The 17,735-nt window shown below is 41.7% G+C and carries 19 protein-coding genes; 6 read left to right on the top strand and 13 right to left on the bottom strand.

What is annotated here, in order from left to right; all coding sequences use genetic code 11:
- The 4 genes from UQ64_RS04550 to UQ64_RS04540 all read right to left on the bottom strand — a co-directional run bounded on the left by UQ64_RS04550 (nucleotide 1) and on the right by UQ64_RS04540 (nucleotide 1,854).
- Complete coding sequence (locus UQ64_RS04550; RefSeq protein ID WP_060622314.1) at nucleotides 1–480, bottom strand: VanZ family protein; 480 nt, start codon at nucleotides 478–480, stop codon at nucleotides 1–3.
- Nucleotides 477–1,157 (bottom strand): ribose-5-phosphate isomerase RpiA, encoded by a 681-nt coding sequence (gene rpiA / locus UQ64_RS04545; protein WP_156417450.1) that lies wholly within the window; start codon nucleotides 1,155–1,157, stop codon nucleotides 477–479. Before rpiA ends, UQ64_RS04550 begins: the two co-directional genes overlap by 4 nt.
- A 67-nt stretch (nucleotides 1,158–1,224) precedes the next feature.
- Nucleotides 1,225–1,395: a hypothetical protein gene (locus UQ64_RS31560; protein ID WP_209445710.1), complete on the bottom strand. Its 171-nt coding sequence runs from the start codon at nucleotides 1,393–1,395 to the stop codon at nucleotides 1,225–1,227.
- Between the two features lie 6 nt (nucleotides 1,396–1,401).
- Nucleotides 1,402–1,854: a hypothetical protein gene (locus tag UQ64_RS04540; RefSeq protein ID WP_060622312.1), complete on the bottom strand. Its 453-nt coding sequence runs from the start codon at nucleotides 1,852–1,854 to the stop codon at nucleotides 1,402–1,404.
- A gap of 235 nt (nucleotides 1,855–2,089) precedes the next feature.
- Between UQ64_RS04540 and fsa the strand changes: the two genes are divergently transcribed.
- Nucleotides 2,090–2,737 (top strand): fructose-6-phosphate aldolase, encoded by a 648-nt coding sequence (fsa, locus tag UQ64_RS04535; protein ID WP_042126959.1) that lies wholly within the window; start codon nucleotides 2,090–2,092, stop codon nucleotides 2,735–2,737.
- 47 nt (nucleotides 2,738–2,784) lie between these two features.
- Here fsa and bcbE read toward each other — a convergent pair whose 3' ends face one another.
- From bcbE to UQ64_RS04520, 3 genes are all read right to left on the bottom strand, one after another.
- A complete protein-coding gene (bcbE, locus tag UQ64_RS04530) occupies nucleotides 2,785–4,098 on the bottom strand; it encodes a bacillibactin exporter BcbE (protein ID WP_060622311.1) in 1,314 nt (437 codons plus the stop codon).
- Between the two features lie 131 nt (nucleotides 4,099–4,229).
- Nucleotides 4,230–6,581: an RNA polymerase recycling motor HelD gene (gene helD / locus UQ64_RS04525; protein ID WP_060622310.1), complete on the bottom strand. Its 2,352-nt coding sequence runs from the start codon at nucleotides 6,579–6,581 to the stop codon at nucleotides 4,230–4,232.
- Between the two features lie 162 nt (nucleotides 6,582–6,743).
- Entirely contained in the window at nucleotides 6,744–7,790 is a 1,047-nt protein-coding gene (locus tag UQ64_RS04520) for an FUSC family protein (RefSeq protein ID WP_042187452.1), read from the bottom strand.
- A gap of 187 nt (nucleotides 7,791–7,977) precedes the next feature.
- On the opposite strand from UQ64_RS04520, the gene UQ64_RS04515 reads away from it, so the two are divergent.
- On the top strand, nucleotides 7,978–8,511 hold the full coding sequence (locus tag UQ64_RS04515; protein WP_060622309.1) for a hypothetical protein: 534 nt from the start codon (nucleotides 7,978–7,980) through the stop codon (nucleotides 8,509–8,511).
- 98 nt (nucleotides 8,512–8,609) lie between these two features.
- On the opposite strand, the gene UQ64_RS04510 is transcribed toward UQ64_RS04515, so the two are convergent.
- Nucleotides 8,610–9,251 carry a phosphatase PAP2 family protein gene (locus tag UQ64_RS04510; RefSeq protein ID WP_060622308.1) on the bottom strand — a complete coding sequence of 214 codons (642 nt, stop codon included), beginning with the start codon at nucleotides 9,249–9,251 and terminating at the stop codon, nucleotides 8,610–8,612.
- 110 nt (nucleotides 9,252–9,361) lie between these two features.
- On the opposite strand from UQ64_RS04510, the gene hfq reads away from it, so the two are divergent.
- Nucleotides 9,362–9,583 (top strand): RNA chaperone Hfq, encoded by a 222-nt coding sequence (gene hfq, locus UQ64_RS04505; protein WP_060622307.1) that lies wholly within the window; start codon nucleotides 9,362–9,364, stop codon nucleotides 9,581–9,583.
- Nucleotides 9,584–9,707: 124 nt separating this feature from the next.
- Here hfq and UQ64_RS04500 read toward each other — a convergent pair whose 3' ends face one another.
- Nucleotides 9,708–10,814 (bottom strand): lactonase family protein, encoded by a 1,107-nt coding sequence (locus UQ64_RS04500; RefSeq protein ID WP_060622306.1) that lies wholly within the window; start codon nucleotides 10,812–10,814, stop codon nucleotides 9,708–9,710.
- A 181-nt stretch (nucleotides 10,815–10,995) separates the two neighbouring features.
- Here UQ64_RS04500 and UQ64_RS04495 point away from each other — a divergent pair, with 181 nt between their 5' ends.
- On the top strand, nucleotides 10,996–11,331 hold the full coding sequence (locus tag UQ64_RS04495) for a hypothetical protein (protein ID WP_060622305.1): 336 nt from the start codon (nucleotides 10,996–10,998) through the stop codon (nucleotides 11,329–11,331).
- A 185-nt stretch (nucleotides 11,332–11,516) separates the two neighbouring features.
- Nucleotides 11,517–12,683: a peptidylprolyl isomerase gene (locus UQ64_RS04490; protein ID WP_060622304.1), complete on the top strand. Its 1,167-nt coding sequence runs from the start codon at nucleotides 11,517–11,519 to the stop codon at nucleotides 12,681–12,683.
- 75 nt (nucleotides 12,684–12,758) lie between these two features.
- Here UQ64_RS04490 and UQ64_RS04485 read toward each other — a convergent pair whose 3' ends face one another.
- Together UQ64_RS04485 and UQ64_RS04480 are read right to left on the bottom strand one after the other, a co-directional pair.
- Complete coding sequence (locus UQ64_RS04485) at nucleotides 12,759–12,953, bottom strand: DUF2188 domain-containing protein (protein ID WP_060622303.1); 195 nt, start codon at nucleotides 12,951–12,953, stop codon at nucleotides 12,759–12,761.
- A 73-nt stretch (nucleotides 12,954–13,026) separates the two neighbouring features.
- Entirely contained in the window at nucleotides 13,027–13,626 is a 600-nt protein-coding gene (locus UQ64_RS04480) for a nitroreductase family protein (RefSeq protein WP_060622302.1), read from the bottom strand.
- 208 nt (nucleotides 13,627–13,834) lie between these two features.
- On the opposite strand from UQ64_RS04480, the gene UQ64_RS04475 reads away from it, so the two are divergent.
- Entirely contained in the window at nucleotides 13,835–15,250 is a 1,416-nt protein-coding gene (locus tag UQ64_RS04475; RefSeq protein WP_060622301.1) for a metallophosphoesterase, read from the top strand.
- A 102-nt stretch (nucleotides 15,251–15,352) separates the two neighbouring features.
- On the opposite strand, the gene UQ64_RS04470 is transcribed toward UQ64_RS04475, so the two are convergent.
- Both UQ64_RS04470 and UQ64_RS04465 read right to left on the bottom strand, forming a co-directional pair.
- Nucleotides 15,353–16,873, bottom strand: coding sequence for a stalk domain-containing protein (locus UQ64_RS04470; protein ID WP_060622300.1), 1,521 nt, complete (start codon nucleotides 16,871–16,873; stop codon nucleotides 15,353–15,355).
- A 96-nt stretch (nucleotides 16,874–16,969) separates the two neighbouring features.
- Complete coding sequence (locus UQ64_RS04465) at nucleotides 16,970–17,638, bottom strand: TraX family protein (RefSeq protein WP_060622299.1); 669 nt, start codon at nucleotides 17,636–17,638, stop codon at nucleotides 16,970–16,972.
- Between the last annotated feature and the right edge of the window lie 97 nt (nucleotides 17,639–17,735).

Raw genomic sequence — 17,735 nt, 5'->3', positions numbered from 1 at the left:
TCACATTTCTCCTTCTTTGTTACTTCTAAAGCTAATCACTCGAAACAATCCGTAGCCTGTCCATACACCCAGCATGTTTAATAGTAAATCATCAATATCGAAGCTTCCCACATGCAGCAGCATTTGCAAGCACTCCAAAAGCAGTATGCAAGGGACAGCATATAGCGAGATCCTAAGACAAGAAATCGGACATGTCTTCACTAATGGCGAAAGAAAACCAAATGGAATAAAAACTACAACATTTCCTAGCAGATTTACTAGTCGATTGATAAGTGATAAACCGTTATCCAAGTTGAAATAAAGTGACACCGTGCGAAATGGAACCAGATTATACTGAAGAGGACCTCCGGTATGTACTTCACGTCCAAACCCAATAAACATCCAATAGACAACAGTAGCACTATACAGAGTTAGCACTACCTGTGTCAATCCTTTTAGCGGCCATGAACGGTAAGTTTCTTTATGTCTGCGGTTAATCAATTCTTAGGCTGGGCTTCAATAATTTCGATACTTCCATCAAGTTTACCTACGATCGCCATCGCTGCAATTCCAATAAATAGGCCATGATCTACAACACCCGGGATGTTTTGGATGGTCAGCGCAAGCTTCGGCGCAGCTTCTATCGCTTCAAATCGGCAGTCCGCAATGTAATTGCCATTATCCGTCCTGTACAACTCTTCTCCGCTGCGACGCAATTCGGGTTGGCAACCCAGTTTGGCAAGCTCTGCCACAGTCCATTCCCACGCGAAAGGAACGATTTCCACCGGCAGCGGGAATTTGCCTAGCGTGCTTACAACTTTACCTTCATCAGCAATCACAATCATTCGAGTACTATTACTAGCTACAATCTTCTCACGAAGCAAAGCGCCTCCGCCACCTTTAATCAGCTGCAGACTGCTGTCTAGCTCGTCCGCACCGTCAATGGTCAGGTCCAGACTATCAATATCACCAAAAGCTACCAGTGGAATCCCAAGCTCTCGTGCTTGCTCCTCGGAAGCGCGTGAAGTAGCTACTGCGGTAATTTTCAAGCCTTCACTTACGCGTTCACCAAGCTTACGGATTGCCCAGTAGGCAGTTGATCCCGTACCCAGGCCTACCTTCATTCCATCTTCTACGTATTCCACTGCTTTTTCTGCTGCTAGTTGTTTAACGTTGATACTCATTAATAATACCCCCATGATATCTATTATAAAAAACTATAGTAAACTTGAAATCCCCAATTATTCAGGAGGATTCCGGAAACGCACTGCCATTCATTATTTTGCCGTAACAGAGACTATCTGGATCACCTACTTCAAAATTCACTTCCGTTACGGGTGACACTCTATTTCCCTCTTTTCTTGTATCCAATTTCGTATTATCCTTCTTGCAGCCGAAAAAATCAATAATCTTCATTCTGCCTTATGTATATTGTAGTTTCACTACATCCTCTAAATTTAGGATCATTTCTTTTTCAGCTTGGTTAGCAGCCCTATGTAAGTAAGACTTATGCTCAACGAAGGCATCCGAGGGGGATATCAATTTAATGTGCTCTAGTACAACACGTTCGACATCTGCCAGAACTAAATCTCCTCTACCCGCGCTAACTCTACATAGATTAATGATTGCTAAAGGCTTATTCACATCTACCTGCCCGCCGGATTCCACAAAAACAGTGTATTGCATTAAAGGAATTACGTCTGGATCTTCCACACTAGCAGTGCAAGATTGGTCAAAGATAGAATACATTAGTGCAGGATTGCGTGTTATAGTTCCTAATTTTTTCTGATTAGATACCAATTTGCTGTTCTGGTAGGCCAAGAATCCGGCAACTGATAACACGAGCACAAGCAAAATAACTAATATCGAATACATCTCATCACATCCCACCCAATACTCCATAATAACAATACCGATTATATATTATCATGGATAACTGCATAGACCAATCCTATATTATCTACACTTTAACATATGTGAGCGATATTCAATCTATAAAGTTATTTTGAAATATTCAAAATAACAGTTGAAACTTCGTTTGACATGTCTCATAATGAAAATATGAATATTGTTTGTCAATCCATATGGAAATCAAGGGAGGAAACTTAAAATGAAGTTTTTCTTGGACACCGGAAATATTGAAGAGATCAAACGTATTACTCGCCTCGGATTAGTAGATGGCGTAACGACTAACCCGTCGCTCATCGCTAAAGAAGGAAGATTGTTTAAAGATGTTATCAAAGAAATCGTAGCAATCGTTCCAGGTCCTGTAAGCGCAGAAGTAATCGGACTTACAGCAGAAGAAATGCTTAAAGAAGCATACGAAATTGCTGAGTGGGCTCCAAACGTTGTCATTAAACTCCCTATGACTGAAGATGGCTTGGAAGCTTGTTATGAGCTTACTAAAAAAGGTATCAAAACTAACGTAACGCTTGTCTTCTCAGCAGCTCAAGGCTTGATGGCTGCAAAAGCAGGCGCAACTTACATTTCTCCTTTCGTAGGACGTCTGGATGATATCGGTGTTGACGGAATGAAGCTGATCAAGGATCTAAAGACCATCCTAACCAACTATGGAATGACTTCCGAAATTATTGCAGCGTCCATCCGTAACATCGCGCATGTAGAGCAAGCAGCCCTTGCTGGTGCTCACATTGCTACCATCCCAGGTTCGCTCCTGCCTACCCTCTGGAAGCATCCGCTGACAGATAACGGTATCGAACGCTTCCTGAAGGATTGGGAATCCGTACCACAAGCATAAGAGTGTCTTTTATCTAAGGGCTATCCCGGAAGCTACGGCAACGTAGCTTAAGGATAGCTCTTTTTTCCATCTAAGGATATGGCAGAAGTCTGACGAACACGCTTTGACAAGAGGCCAGGATTTACCTGCTCCGGTTCTTTCACACCAGAATCTCCCTTGCTACCCTTGCTTGGCGTAACTGCAAATAAGGTCAACAAACCACCAATTGCCCCTACTGAAGCCATCAATGCAAACAAGACCCAGTGCCCACTGCTTAACAGGAGCGATACCACTGGCGGTCCTAAGGCTACCCCTATAAACCTCATACTGCTGTAAAGGGAGGTTATCGTGCCGCTATTCTCCTTCTCAATCCCCTCCGTGATTAAAGCATCCATACAAGGAAGCACAATTCCGATTCCAACGCAGCCTAAGCCCATAAATCCTACTAAGAAATAAATGTCTTTATTGAAGCCCGCAAAAATCATTGCAACCGTCAGTAATACCATGCCTCCAAAGCCCAGCCATTTCATTAACGTTTTGTTCTGGCCGATGATCTTCCCTGTTCCATATGACGCCAGACATAAGAGGGCAAGCGGTATCGCCAGCACAAAACCTTTCATCGCCCCATGCATTTTATATTTAGTTTCCAGCATTTCAGACAAATAGAATTGAACGCCAAAGGTCACAAACATACAAATGCCGCCTATGGCAAAAATAGCATACAGCCAACGTCCCTTTTTACGTAAAACACTCACAATTCCAGATAAAAACTCCCGAATCCCCTGTTTCTCAGGTTCATCCTTAGCCTCGGGCTTTCGAACTAGGAACAAAACTAAAAAAAATGAAATTAAACATAGAACAGGAATTGCAATAAATGGAGCAAACCAAAGCCAGATCCCAAGATAAGCGCCAAGTATTGGACTGAGAACTTTGCCAAAAGTATTAGAGGTCTCAATGATGCCCAGACTTTTGCTCACATCCTCTTCTTCCTTGAACAAATCCCCTATAAAGGGGATCACAATTGGAAAGGCACCCGCTGCACCGATTCCTTGCAACAGACGTCCCGCTAAGATCACCCAATAAGCGCTAACCCCCTTCATAAACCAAGCGGCTACCACGCAGACGACACCGCCAATTGCAGCAATGATTAAACTCGGAAGAATAACCTTTTTTCGTCCATAAGTGTCAGACAGGTACCCTGCAATAGGAATCATCACGATAGCCATCAATCCATACACGGTAATCAGCATACTGACTTGAAAAGCGCTAATGCCGAGTTCTTTAGAAATCTGCGGCAAAATAGGCAGCAGCATGGAGTTACCGAGGGTCATAATAAGTGGAATGGATGCCAGTGCAAGCAGATCCCATTTTCTTTCCTTCATGAACTGACCACCTTTGTCATTGATTGCGACTCTCTATATTGTGGTTTGTTCATCACTCTTTATTCATACATACAAAAAGACCGTCCCCCGCCAGTGCGAAAGGACGATCATTAAGACTAAAAGATTGGGCTTTACAGCGAATTTGCAATCATGGTCTTCGCTTTTACAGATGGAAGAAATCGGTTCGGTTCTCCTAGACTAAAAATATGCAGCAAGTGCATGGCCCTTGTGCAAGCAGTATAGAACAATTTACGCTCACTTTCTCGGCCATATCTTTCAGCTGAACCATCGTAGATGATGACAGCATCAAACTCCACGCCTTTAGCTAAGTAAGCAGGTAACACCAATGTTCCCTTTTGAAAATTCGGTGTTTCCTTCGTAACAAGCCTTACCGGTAGCCTGCTATGTAGTTCATCATGAACTCGTGAGCTTTCCTCCGCTGTCTTACAGATGACAGCCACATAATGATACCCCATGGATTGCAAATTCCGGATATCCGTTTCAACTGCATTCAGAAGCTCATCCTCGCTAGACACCACACTTAGCTGAGGTTCTTCTCCTCGTCGATTAAACGGTACTATTCGTTCCCCTCCAGGAATCATTGCCCGCGTAAACTCCACAATCTCATAGGTGGAGCGATAACTTCGGGTTAGCGAGATCACTTCTGTATTCTCTTCACCATAAATGCTTACCAAACTAGACAAATCACCAAGCACTTCACCTTGTGCATAGATCGCCTGATTCAGATCACCCAATACGGTCATTTTAGCCCTTGGAAATAAACGGCGCATGAACTCTAATTGGAAAGGTGAGTAGTCTTGTACTTCATCCACAATTACATGACGAATCAATGTGTTGGTACGGAAGCCTTGGCTTAGCTCCTTCAAATAAAGAAATGGAGTGGCATCTTCATAGGCTAACTCGTTCACCACGATAGATTTTAGCGTCTGCTCACAGATCTCATGCCAGATTTCCGGCAGAGAGTTATCACCATTTAAACGATCCATAAGCTCACGATCAGTGAATAGCATGCTGTACAATCCCTTAACATCCACAAAACGACCTCGCTTAGTCCACCCGCGCAGTGGTTTCAAGCGTTGACTGACTACATAACGGGATAACACTTCTTTTTCAGTATCAAAATCATCAAAACTATCTTGCGTGGCTTTCTTCTTACGTCGCAACATCTGATATGCTCGATGGTAATCACTGGAGTCTAATAGCTCAATTTGATCTTCAACCCATGAAGCATTTCTTTCCTCATGGCTAAAATCAGCGATTTTCTTAAGTAGCCAACGTGTCATCAGATCTACACGGTTCGCAAGCTTAATGGCTGGATCATAGGCATAGAAATGACGTTCCATTTCTTCTTTACTGACTATTGCTCTTCCTTGAAACATTAAAGGTTTGAACAGCATGCCCTCATGTTCCAGCATAGTAGCATACCGACGAATCGCATCGAGAAAAGGTACGGATGATTTATAAGCGATACCTTCTCTACGAATATCCACCTCAGGGCCATCAGGGGCATTCAATAGGCTTTCTGTCTGACTAAAGACATCCTCCAGTTGGAATTCATGTCCAAGGCGATGCTCTAGATACATCTGAAAGGTGGTTTGTTGCATATTTTCTTCACCTAGCTCTGGGAGCACGGTAGAAACATAGCTATTGAACAGTGGGTTCGGCGAGAACAATAGCATTTGATCTGCTTGCAGAACTTCGCGATATTTATACAAAAGATAAGCTACCCTCTGCAATGCAGCAGAGGTCTTTCCGCTCCCTGCGGCACCCTGAACAACCAGCATTCGGCTTTTGTCGTTGCGGATAATCGCATTTTGCTCTTTCTGAATGGTAGCTACAATGCTCTTCATTCGATCATCGGCACTATGGCTAAGCACCTGCTGCAAAAGCTCGTCACCGATCGTTACACCCGTATCAAACATGACTTCAATAACACCATCAGCAATCACAAACTGTCGCTTAAGATTCATTGTGCCGGATACAAGCCCACCAGGTGTTTCATAAGCTGCCGGGCCAGGAGCTCCGTCATAATATAAGCTCGATATAGGTGCCCGCCAATCATAGATTAAGAAGGTGCCATCATCCTCCATCAAGGATCCAATCCCTAAATAAATCTTTTCCGTTTCTCCATTTGGTGCTTCTGTAAAATCAATACGCCCAAAGTATGGAGAAACGAGTAGCTTTTTATATTTTTTTAGAGCTTTGCTCGACTGTAAATGATGACGTTCTCGTTCGTTCAAGATTTGGGATTGTTGGCGCAGACTTGTTGAAGTTTCCCCTAAATCATCTGGACTACTGAAGTTTACCGTTACCTCTTCCCAGAAGTCTTTCCGCATATCCACCACATCACTACGATGGAGTCCGAGCTCCTCAGATAGACGCCGGATATGGGCAGACAAAAGCTTAGTCACTCCGTTAACCCGCTGCTGTTCTTCTTTCCATTCAATTTCATGATTCTCCACTACATTTCATCCCCTTTTGGAAGGTTGATATTTCAAGTGAGGATACTCTTAATAGATGAATCCGGCCCCTCTGGGACCGGATTTGTTAATAAAATAAGAAGTATAAGTTTCACCCTGAACATAATCCTTATGCTTATATGTTGCACATCACACGGTTATGTTTTATGCTTCGCGATCCGTCTCTTTTTCCTCAGTCGCTATACGATTCATCTGATCTGCCACTTTATCCAGTCGTTCTAATTGATATCCGTAATCGTAAATAGCTGCGGCTACGACATACAATCGTAGTTGACCTATTTTCTCCGCATTATACCCCAGGATCGTTGAATTCAAAAATCCATCATTCTCGTCTCCCAAGGGTTCTGATTCATTGGTGTTCGGTTTTAGTTTATCTTCAAATTTCAGCAAAATCAGTTGATGATATTTGATTAACTGCTCCAAATGACTGTCAAACAATGCATCTGTCTCTTCACTTCGATCCGCTTGAAAATAATGCCGGTCCACAGCCTCAAGAACATCGAAGCCTTTTTGCAAAGAAGATAGAAGGTTCTTATAAACAACCATTTGTCTGGTCTGACTGTACTTCGCTCTCTTTAGCTGTTTCTGCTCTTCCTCAAACAAAGCGTACTTATCCGCTAAAGATTTAATGGATGACTCCAGTGCAAGTTTTTCATCACGAAATACACTTTCCTTCATCTCATGAGATACAGCCGTTCTTAGCAGCAAAGATAGGCTGGCAAAGACGTTCTCAATTTGCTTGATGTACTGTTTCCGTGGTTTCGGTGGAACTACTATAATATTGATTAGAAATGCAGAAACAATCCCTGTCAATGTTAATAAGAAACGATTCAGCGCGAACTGCCATTCACCAGAAGCCTCCATCACTGTTATAACGGTGACGAGTGTCAGGCTAATTGTATCCGCTCGGTTAATTTTCATACTAATCATAATGACAAGAATGCAGACCAACCCAACCGCAATTGGACTATTGGATAACAGCATTCCTCCCAGAAGGGCGAGTACCGCACCCATTGTAGTCGTCGTGAGCTGATCAAGAAAATAACGCCAAGAGCGATAAATAGATGGCTGCATAGCGAAAATTGCTGCGATCGCAGCGCCCACAGAAGATGGGAAATGTAGCAGTTCGGCTAAATACAAGGCAAGCGTGACTGCCATTCCTGTTTTAAATATGCGAGCTCCAAAAGCCAAAAATACCCCTCCTAAAAATAGGCCCACTCTGCAATATGGACATCTGCGAATCCCTCATCCTTCTAATTACCCAAGCCTAGAGTTAATGAATTTAAGATCATTTAAGCTCTCGCTCATGATTCTTTCAGCTTTCAGGGAATACTAATTCAAGTAAGTACCTATCACATATAACATACGAGGTGAGTGAATGAATAACAACATCAAAAAATTAGCGACCATCACAGCTGTTCTTTTCCTCAGTCTGTCTCCAGCTCTTGCTACTACTCAGAGCGCGTCAGCTGAGAGTGTAACCTCTGTTGCAGCTGATTCTCAACCTTCGGAAAAAGGTCATCGACCCCCTCCAGGGAAAGACGGGAAATTCAGAGCGGGCGGACATTTCATTATTTTCGAAACCGCTAAGCTGCTTGAAATGGATCGTACGGAGCTAATCAATAGCCTTAAAGCAGGCAAAACGCTCTCCGAGCTTGCCCTTGAGAAGAAAGGCTGGACGGAAGATCAATTTATTCAGAAGCTCAGTGAATCCGCAAGTAAGCGGCTAGACCAAGCCATCAACGAGGGACGTCTAACAAAAGAAGAAGCCCAAAAACTAAAGGCTGAACTTCCTTCTATACTGAAGAAAAAAATAGGCAAAATGGGTCATTTCCAAGATCATAAATCTTCGGAACATCATGTGATGAACCCTCAAGCAAAAAAGCCTTCGGCGTCCTATTTAGGACGGTAAGCGTTTATGCGAGAAATATAAGGATAATGTATAGCGTGAAACATATATATTCTTATATTTTAAAATAAAATAACTCACAAAGACGGGTATCTCATTTCTTATGAGGATATCCGTTTTTTATAGGCTTCAAATAGACCGATGGATAACATTAGCCAGGCGCCACTTGCAGCAAAACCACCAATAACGTCGCTAGGATAATGAACTCCCAGATAAATACGACTCCAGCCAATGCCCACTGTCATGAATACTGCAACCAATATTAACAGGATTCTTTCACTTCTTCGCGGCAAATGACGCCAAAGTAAATAGGCAATTACCCCGTACAAGGAGAAGGCTGCCATGGAATGTCCGCTCGGGAAACTATATCCGATCTCTTGGACAATACGATGGAAATTCGGACGTTCCCTTTGAAACCATAACTTCATAAGTGTATTCAATAGCTGTGAGCCTAGTCCAACCCATAGGAATAGAATTAGCTCAAGCCGATGTTTCATAAGAAAATAGAGCAGTGCCATCGTACTGACAGATATTCCAATCGCTACCTTAGAGGAACCGATCAGAGATAATCCTTTGGCAAATGTGGTCAGTCCAAGTGATTCAGCGGATTGAACCAAATGAATCGTATAGTTATCGAATGATGATACCTTATTCATATGAACTAGAATCGCAATAACGACGAAACAAGCAGCAAACCCTATAAAATGACGAAAACCTCTAGACCAGTTCTGATAATAAAGCATAAATACCTCCGTGTCTAATTTTGTGCCTGTCGATGACATTTCCTGAGTAGCTATAACCCGTGCTATAATTATTGAGAACTAAATATACAAAAAAATGGAGTGCTGCCAAAGTGGAGAGTCTAAAATTGCAGGAACGTTTGCTGAACCAGTTTATTTCCACAAAGGTGCCCGTAACGATTTTCACAACAAATGGTGTGAAAATGCAAGGCATCGTAACTTCGTATGATGCATTCACAATCACATTACAGGGTCAAGGTGATGGCAGACAGAATGTGCTCTTTAAATCTGCAGTATCCACTATTGTACCTCTTAAGCCCGTTTCACTCAAATAGCTCACATGCTCATTACACTTCTTCATCCTATTTTCAAAAATAAAGGGAACACCGGGCTACATATCCGGTGTTCCCTTTATTATTTTCTTAAATTGTTTTATTCACTCTTGTAAACGAGGTTCTTTTAAACAGGGAAAATCACAGGCTTCACACATACCGGCTTGGATACCTGAGCTGTATTACCAGTAAATACGAGACGACCACTGGTCTTTTCAATAGAGAACACTACCAGGTTATTAGCATCACGATTCGCAACAATTAGATAATCCCCATCTGGAGTTAAAGAGAAGTGTCGTGGATGTCCTCCATGCGTAGAAACATATTCAATTAGTGTAAGCTTGGCAGTAGCCGAATCCACCGCAAACACTGCGATGTTATCAGCTCCACGGTTAGAAGCGTAAAGATATCTTCCATTTTTTGAAGTAGCAATTTCGGCACAAGTATTCTCATCCTTAAAATCCTCAGGCAAAGTCGAAACTGTATCTACCGTATGAAGAGTACCTGTAGCACTGTCATATGTAAACGATGTTATCGTGGAATCCACCTCGTTAATAACATAAGCAGACTTTCCATCTGGATGAAAAGTAAAATGACGAGGTCCTGCTCCTGGATGAAGCGCAGTATCTCCCTGAACCTCTAGTTTGTTCAAGTCTCTGTTGATTCTGTAGGAACGTATGATATCAAGTCCAAGGTCAGAGACAAACAGATACTGCCCGTCCGGGCTGAATATAGCCGAGTGGGGATGCGGGCGATCCTGACGTTCAGGATGGTGACCATGCCCGGAATGAAGCGCGACATCCGTCAGTTGATTAGCAACTTTCCCTTCATCTAATGTGATCAAGCCTACACTGCCACCATGATAACTACATACAACAACGTATTCATCGTTTAGATCTCTAGAAATATGGCATGTTGTCGTTTGACCATTACCTGAAGCAGGCATTGAGGCTATACGGTTCAATTCGCTCAATTCCCCACTCTTAGCGTCGATAGCAAAAGTAACGACTTCACCCTCTTTTCCGCCCTCACCATTAGGCTTTTCTCCTATGGCATATAAACGCAGGGCTTCAGCATCCACATTAACAAAGGTGGGGTTAGTTAGGCCCTGAACCGAGTCGATTAACTTTAAGGTACCTCCTGTTTCGCCATCGAATTCAAATACCTGCACACCGCTTTCCGTGGCACTTGCATAGGAACCCGTAAACAGCAATAACTTAGTCTGCTTTTCCATCTCTATATCCTCCTCCAAAGTATTGCTATTATATAATTTACAATTTTTAAACGTTAATGACAAACTCTAAAGTAAAAAATGTGACAAATAGTTCAAAAATAAGGCTTTCCAAGGATTAGGGTTTGTGTTATAATGAAAGCGCTAACATTAGTCTTTTATTAAGTACAAAGGGGGAACATGAATGAGTAGCATCCTGCTGGAAGCCAGAAATGTATACGAGGACTTCGAGGTGGAAACAGACATTCTGTTCTTTAAGGTCGGAGACCATGATTTGGTCATTTTTCACGGCAGAAACTACAACATAAAAAAGAGAATGACTGCCGAGCAATTAAAACGATTGTTATCCAGTTCAACTTATTATCATGTGTACGGTGGCTGTTATGTCAATCTGAACAAGATCAGTTCTATCGAAGACGACTGCATTTATTTCGGAGAAAAGGGCCTATTCGCTAAAAACGTACGGGTCCCACGACGGAAACAAGAAAGTATTCGTCATCTATTGAAAGGACTGAAGTAAACATCTTATTCCCATAAGCCGGAAGGGCATGTTACCGATGCCATTTCCGGCTTTTTGCTTTTTATTAATAGAAACTTAAAAAGATCCTATCTTTTTTTATACTTTCTTAAGGTTTAGGATCATGATTTCTGTTAAAGTTGTAAATAGACAAGCAACACCTATATTGAAGGGAGTCATTACTAATAATGGATAAAAAAGATCTGAATGGAAATGAGAACTTAGAGAACAACGGTACTACGGAAGAAGAGTTGAACTCTTCCGATAATACCAATGAAGTAAATGAAGTGGAGGTCTTAGCTGCTGAAGAACCTGTGAATACAACAAAAGAGGAAAGTATTCCAGTAATGAACAAAGTCGGCAGTAACAACAATACGACCCCACCTGCTCCACCAGTTACTCCTAAAGGTAACAAGGGCTGGATGATTGTCTCTGTGGTACTGGCTGCGGCACTCATCATTGTACTGATTAAGCCTCCATTCCAAAAGGACGACAGCACAGCTGTTGCTAGCGTTAACGGAACTAACATTACTAAAGAACAGCTTTATGATAAATTGATTGAAGCAGGCGGAGAAAGCACGCTGCAAGCTATGATTACTACAGAACTCGTTGATCAAGAAGCTAAAAAAGCTAACGTAACTGTTACTGATGAAGACATCAATACTGAATTAGAAAACCTTAAAGCACAACTCGGCGGAGAAGATGCATTTAATGCTGCATTGCAACAAAGCTCAATGACCGTTGATGACTTGAAGAAACAAATGCCACTGCAAGTAAAACTGCGTAAGATTCTTGAGCCGCAAGTGACTATAACGGATCAAGAAATCAAAGACTACTATGAAGCAAATAAAGCTACTTTCAATGAAGAAGAACAAGTTCGCGCTTCCCACATTCTCGTTAAGACTAAAGAAGAAGCGGATGCAATTCTGAAGCAATTGAAAGATGGAGCAGATTTCGCTGAACTTGCTAAAGAAAAATCTTCAGACACTGGTTCCAAAGCTAATGGCGGAGATCTAAACTTCTTCAAACGTGGAGACATGGTTGCTGAATTCTCCGATGTAGCCTTTAAGCTTAAAGTTGGGGAAACAAGCGGTGCTGTCAAATCCGATTACGGTTATCACATCATTAAAGTTACCGACCATAAAGACGCTAAAAACTACACCTTGGAAGAAAAGAAAGATGAAATCAAAAAGACGCTTGTGTCTCAGAAGGTTTCCACTCTTTCCACCACTTGGTTGTCAGATACAACTGCAAAAGCAAAAATCACAAATTCACTTACGGATGCCAAAAAAGAAGCAACAGCTTCTCCTGAGCCATCTGCAAGCGCAGAAGCAGGAACTGAATCCGCTAAATAATACGACCGTAAAAAAGCAGGACAAGCGTCACTAGACGCTGTCCTGCTTTTTTTGTACCTATTTTCGAGCTGCTAATTAATGTCCTTTTTTACGGATCTGCTTATCACGGTTCTCTCCCCACTCTTTCGCTTGTGCGGTAGCAATAGAGATCGCCCTTCCCTCTTCATATCCGTCTTCTAGCAGTGCATTAGCAATATCAATCGCCTTATTACGAACAGGTGCTGTGAAGTTTTTCAGTGAATCTGGATAATCGTCTTTATTCCATGGCATACCAAAAACCTCCTTAACCAGACTATATAATTAATTAGCCTGGTCAAGGAGGTTTTAAACACTCTTTTTAAGCTTATTTGAAGACTTTAACGCGATCTTCAACCGGTTGGAATTGTTTCTCACCTGCTGGAGTTACAGTCTTACCAAATGGCATTTGAGCAATCAGCTTCCATTCTTGAGGAATGCCCCATGCTTCTTTCACTTCGTCATCAATCAGTGGGTTATAGTGCTGCAGAGATGCGCCTAAACCTACTTCAGAAAGTGAAGTCCATACTACGAACTGCAGAATACCTGAGGATTGGTTAGCCCAAACTGGGAAATTCTCAGCATATAACGCGAAGTTTTCTTGAAGGTTCTTCACTACAGCTTGATCTTCAAAGAACAATACGGAACCGTAGCCTGCTTTAAAAGATGCTAATTTTTGCGCTGTTCCTTCAAATTGTTCAGCTGGAACGATTTTGCGCAAAGTTTCAGTAGTGATATCCCATAATTTATCATGCTGTTCACCTAAAAGAACAACCGCTCTGGAGCTTTGGGAGTTGAATGAAGTTGGGCTATGCAAAACTGCTTGCTCAACGATTTCAATAATTTGAGCATCAGCTACAGTGGATTCTTTACTGATTGCATAGATGGAACGTCTTCCTTTAACCGCTTCAATAAAATTGCTAGACATATAATAACTACCTCCATTAATTTAAGTAACTTACTTTTGTACATCTTATCACCTTTTCTCTGAAAAAACAACATCTATTCACAACTTATTTTGTCGGATATATAAGTTACCTCGTTAAGTAACATCTCCTCTTCACTTTTCCGATATACATTACTGCTAAAAATAAGCTACAATAGTGCAGCAAAAGTACAGAAGGAAGGTTATATAAATGAATTTTTTAACAGATAAAGCTTTCATTCTACATAGAAAAACGGTTATTTTTTCTTGTGTAGTGCTCTTTTTCCTTAGCTTTGCACTTACTGGCTGTAAAGACACAAAATCGTCTAATGTAAACGCGGTGGAACTTGATCAAACTGAGCTTAAACCTATATCTTTCTGGGTGGCCACAGACACTCACTTTTTGGATAAGGATCTTCAGGATGGTGGGCAGGCTTTTCAGACCTATGTCACTGGAGGTGATGGAAAAATGCTGCCCTACAGTGATGAAATGGCTGAAGCATTGGTCTATGACGCTGAACAGGAAAAACCTGCGTTTATGATCCTCAGTGGTGATTTAACTAATAATGGAGAACGCAGTAGCCATCAAAAGTTAAGCGAAAAGTTGACACGAATCGAACAACAAGGGACATCTGTCTATGTCATTCCAGGCAATCACGACTTATTTAATCCTTGGGCTAGATCCTTCAGTGGTGATAAACAGCTCCTTACGGATTCAATTACAGATAAGGAATTCGTCAAACTGTATGCGGATTTCGGCTACAAAGAGGCTGTAGCACGTGATAAGGAATCACTAAGCTATATCGTCAAGGCTGCCCCCAACTTATGGATTCTCATGATAGACAGCAGTCAATATCTAAATAATCAGAAGTACGGGTTTCCTCAGACGGATGGGCGTATTGCTCCCTCTACTCTTTCATGGATGGATGAATCCGTTAAGCTTGCAGCCAAAGAACACGCTTCTGTGATCACAGTGATGCATCATAATTTATTAAGTCACACTTCTATGTCTGTTTCAGGCTTCAAGCTTAATAACAGCCAGGAAGCTATAAAATCCTTACGGAAGAATGGACTTAATCTAGTTCTCTCAGGACATATTCATATGCAGGACATTCAAGTAGATCCAGCAGACGCGAATCAAGATATAGCATCCTCTGAACAAATGCCAATCTATGATATCGCCACGAGTGCGATGGCCGTCAATCCGCATCAATATGGTGCCATGATCTTCGATCCCGTCTCGCGAAGCGTAAATTATAAAACAGCATCTTTGAACGTAGAAGGTTGGGCTGAAGCTAACCAGATTACAGATCACAATCTCATAAACTTCAAGTCATATGCTGAAGAAACATTTGCTGCTAACTCCTATGACAAAGCTATGAATCGCCTTAAGGAAAGTCCTTTAACGGAGTCTGAAAAAGAATCCATGGCAAAGGTAATGTCCAGGCTGAATGTACGATACTTCGCAGGAACTGCGAGTACCTTTGCTAAGGATATTAAAGCGTTGCCGGGGTACAAGCTTTGGGAGAAACAGCAGGACGGTTTCTTGGGAGGGTATGTCCAAAGTATGGCTGAAGAAAAAACATTTAGTAATGTTGACTTAGAGGTGGTTTTAACGAAGCAATAAATGGATGCCATATTTCATATGAAAAACCCAGCTCCACTCGCATTTCTGCGAAGTTAGAAGCTGGGTGTGTTTGTGTTATTTAGCCAATGAGGATCGAACTAACTATTTACGTGTAATAGTAATCCAACCATCTTCATCTACATACACAGTAGCATGAAGTGCTTCAGCAAGCAGACGTAGCGATACATAGGCATCACCATATTCGTCAACAAATACAGGCTCAGCAAGCTTCACTTTTTCGCCGTTAATTAATGCTTCGGGAGAACCGATTTTGAATACCAGCTTATCACCGTACACACCATCCGTTACGACAATGGCACGATTGACTGTATCCCATTCGACGGTAGCATCTAAATCTTCTGCCAAATACCGCAGAGGAATGTACGTCGTATTATTGTCAACGATCGGATAATAATATTCGTCGTCTGGCTCGATGACAATCGTTCTCTTGGTGATACCAAGATCGTCTTTCAATATACGATAAACATTTGAATTCGGATCAAAATTGTTCAAAGTCTCTGCAGGAGTCAGATAATCGGAAGAAACATCAAGTGCTCCTTCAGTACTGATTGGATCTGCCGTTACAGCACCACCAATGTTCCAAATCTGACTGGAAGCCTTAAGCGAGAAACTCTTTAATGGCATATCTTCAGTACCTGGAAGCGCCACTTTCAGATCAACATTCTGTTTACGAACATGTAGTCCACTGTCTACAAAAATGTCGACAGCAAGCTTAGTATCCTTACTCAGAACTTTCTTAAGCTCAGGGGTAGATTTGTAGAGACTGTCCAGTTGATTATCATATACCAGCAGTAACGCATCCACAGCCAATTTCGCAGCATCATGCAGTACGGTTACAACAGCTTCTTTATCCTCCAGAGGAATTTCACCAAAACCAAAATCTTGTAAATCACCGGATCCTTCTTCGTCCATAGCTTTGATCACTGGGTACAGATAGTCATATAGACCACCTACCAATTCTGTAAAGCCTTCCGTATCTTTAGAGATCGATTTCAGGAATCCTTTTAACAATGCTGGAAGCTCATCACCCGTCACTTCGGTATGTAACTTCGTCATATTCACCTGCTGACCATACACAGCCTCACTAACGGGTGTTACGCTAATTGCGCTTGGATTAGGAAGATTCTTTACCACAAACTTCGTTAGCAGCTTACTAAGATCCTCAGCTTTAGTCAGATCCAATCCAACTTCAGCAAAGACCTCATCATAACCTTGAACCGGGAAGTAAAACGGTTGTTTTGCTCCTTCAACAGTAAAGACTAAAGTTTGTTTGTCCATAAACAATGAGAATGGAATATTCAATTGTTTATAGCCGATCGATCCATTGGCAGATACATTACCATTTTCTTGTAACTTAGCATTACTAATACTCAGGGAAAAAGAATTTATGAGATCGACCATTTCCTTATCTTCCGCGCTAATTCCTTCTGAAGGCTCAGCGTTCATAGAAAACGTCATGCTGGATTCCGATGATTTAACATCGACATCCCCGATCAATGCCTTATTAACATCGAAACCTCCAACCGATTGACAACCGGCCAGAACAAGCAGCAGTGCGACAAAAGGAAGAAACCATTTTGTTCTAGCTATTACTCTTCTCATAGCAAGTCTCCTTTTTTAAGAATTTTTTTTGAAATCAATCCATTATCTCAGCAAAGGTAACTTTTGTAAATCAAAGTATTGCTTATTGTAAAAATTCTATAGATTCAACAAAGTTCGCCATTCGATAGAAACCCATTCATTGTAAATTACGCCTCTTAATATTGCTAAAATCAGTAAATGTGCAGGATAAAAAGACCACCACACCCAGCGTGGCACCCGATGACGCTCTAAATATCCCCAAAGTCCAGGCGTCAAAGCAATTAACAGCGTTGGCAAAATACTGAGCATTTGCACACTCCAATAATTATAAAACATATAGAATAGATTTAGTGCCAAATGTGCACCCACAAGCCAAAATGACTTCGTATAACGGAATATCAATACTAACAGCAGACCATAGGCATTATAGTCTATGGGGAAATAATCCATTAACGCGATAGCTGCAATGACGACTGGTATTCCAAGCCATGGAGTAGGAAGTTTATCCAAAATAACCAATACGATTGCTGATAACAAAAGCGTAAATACCACGTTCCATCCACCAGGATTAATCGCTAAATTGTATGGAATCTGAGCAATAATAGCGATTAAGAGCAGTCGGAACAAATATTTTGGTCTGGATGATGTATGTATATGCCCCTGTACAAGCCCGTAACAGTAGATTGGAAAAGCTATTCTTCCTACATATCTCCATGCAATATCTTCTGGAAAAAAGATATTGCCTATATGGTCGATTAGCATCGTCAGCATGGCGAGAATCTGCATATCAAACCTCCTTAAATAGGTTGATTTCATACATTCGCCAACGAGTACATCATCTCCTTTGCCAATACGCAATTGATGACTGCCAATAAAAGATATC

This window comes from Paenibacillus etheri, assembly GCF_001012825.1.
Taxonomy (GTDB): domain Bacteria; phylum Bacillota; class Bacilli; order Paenibacillales; family Paenibacillaceae; genus Paenibacillus_AQ; species Paenibacillus_AQ etheri.
Note: the sequence above shows the minus strand (reverse complement) of the source record. Positions and strands in the feature narration are given on the sequence as shown.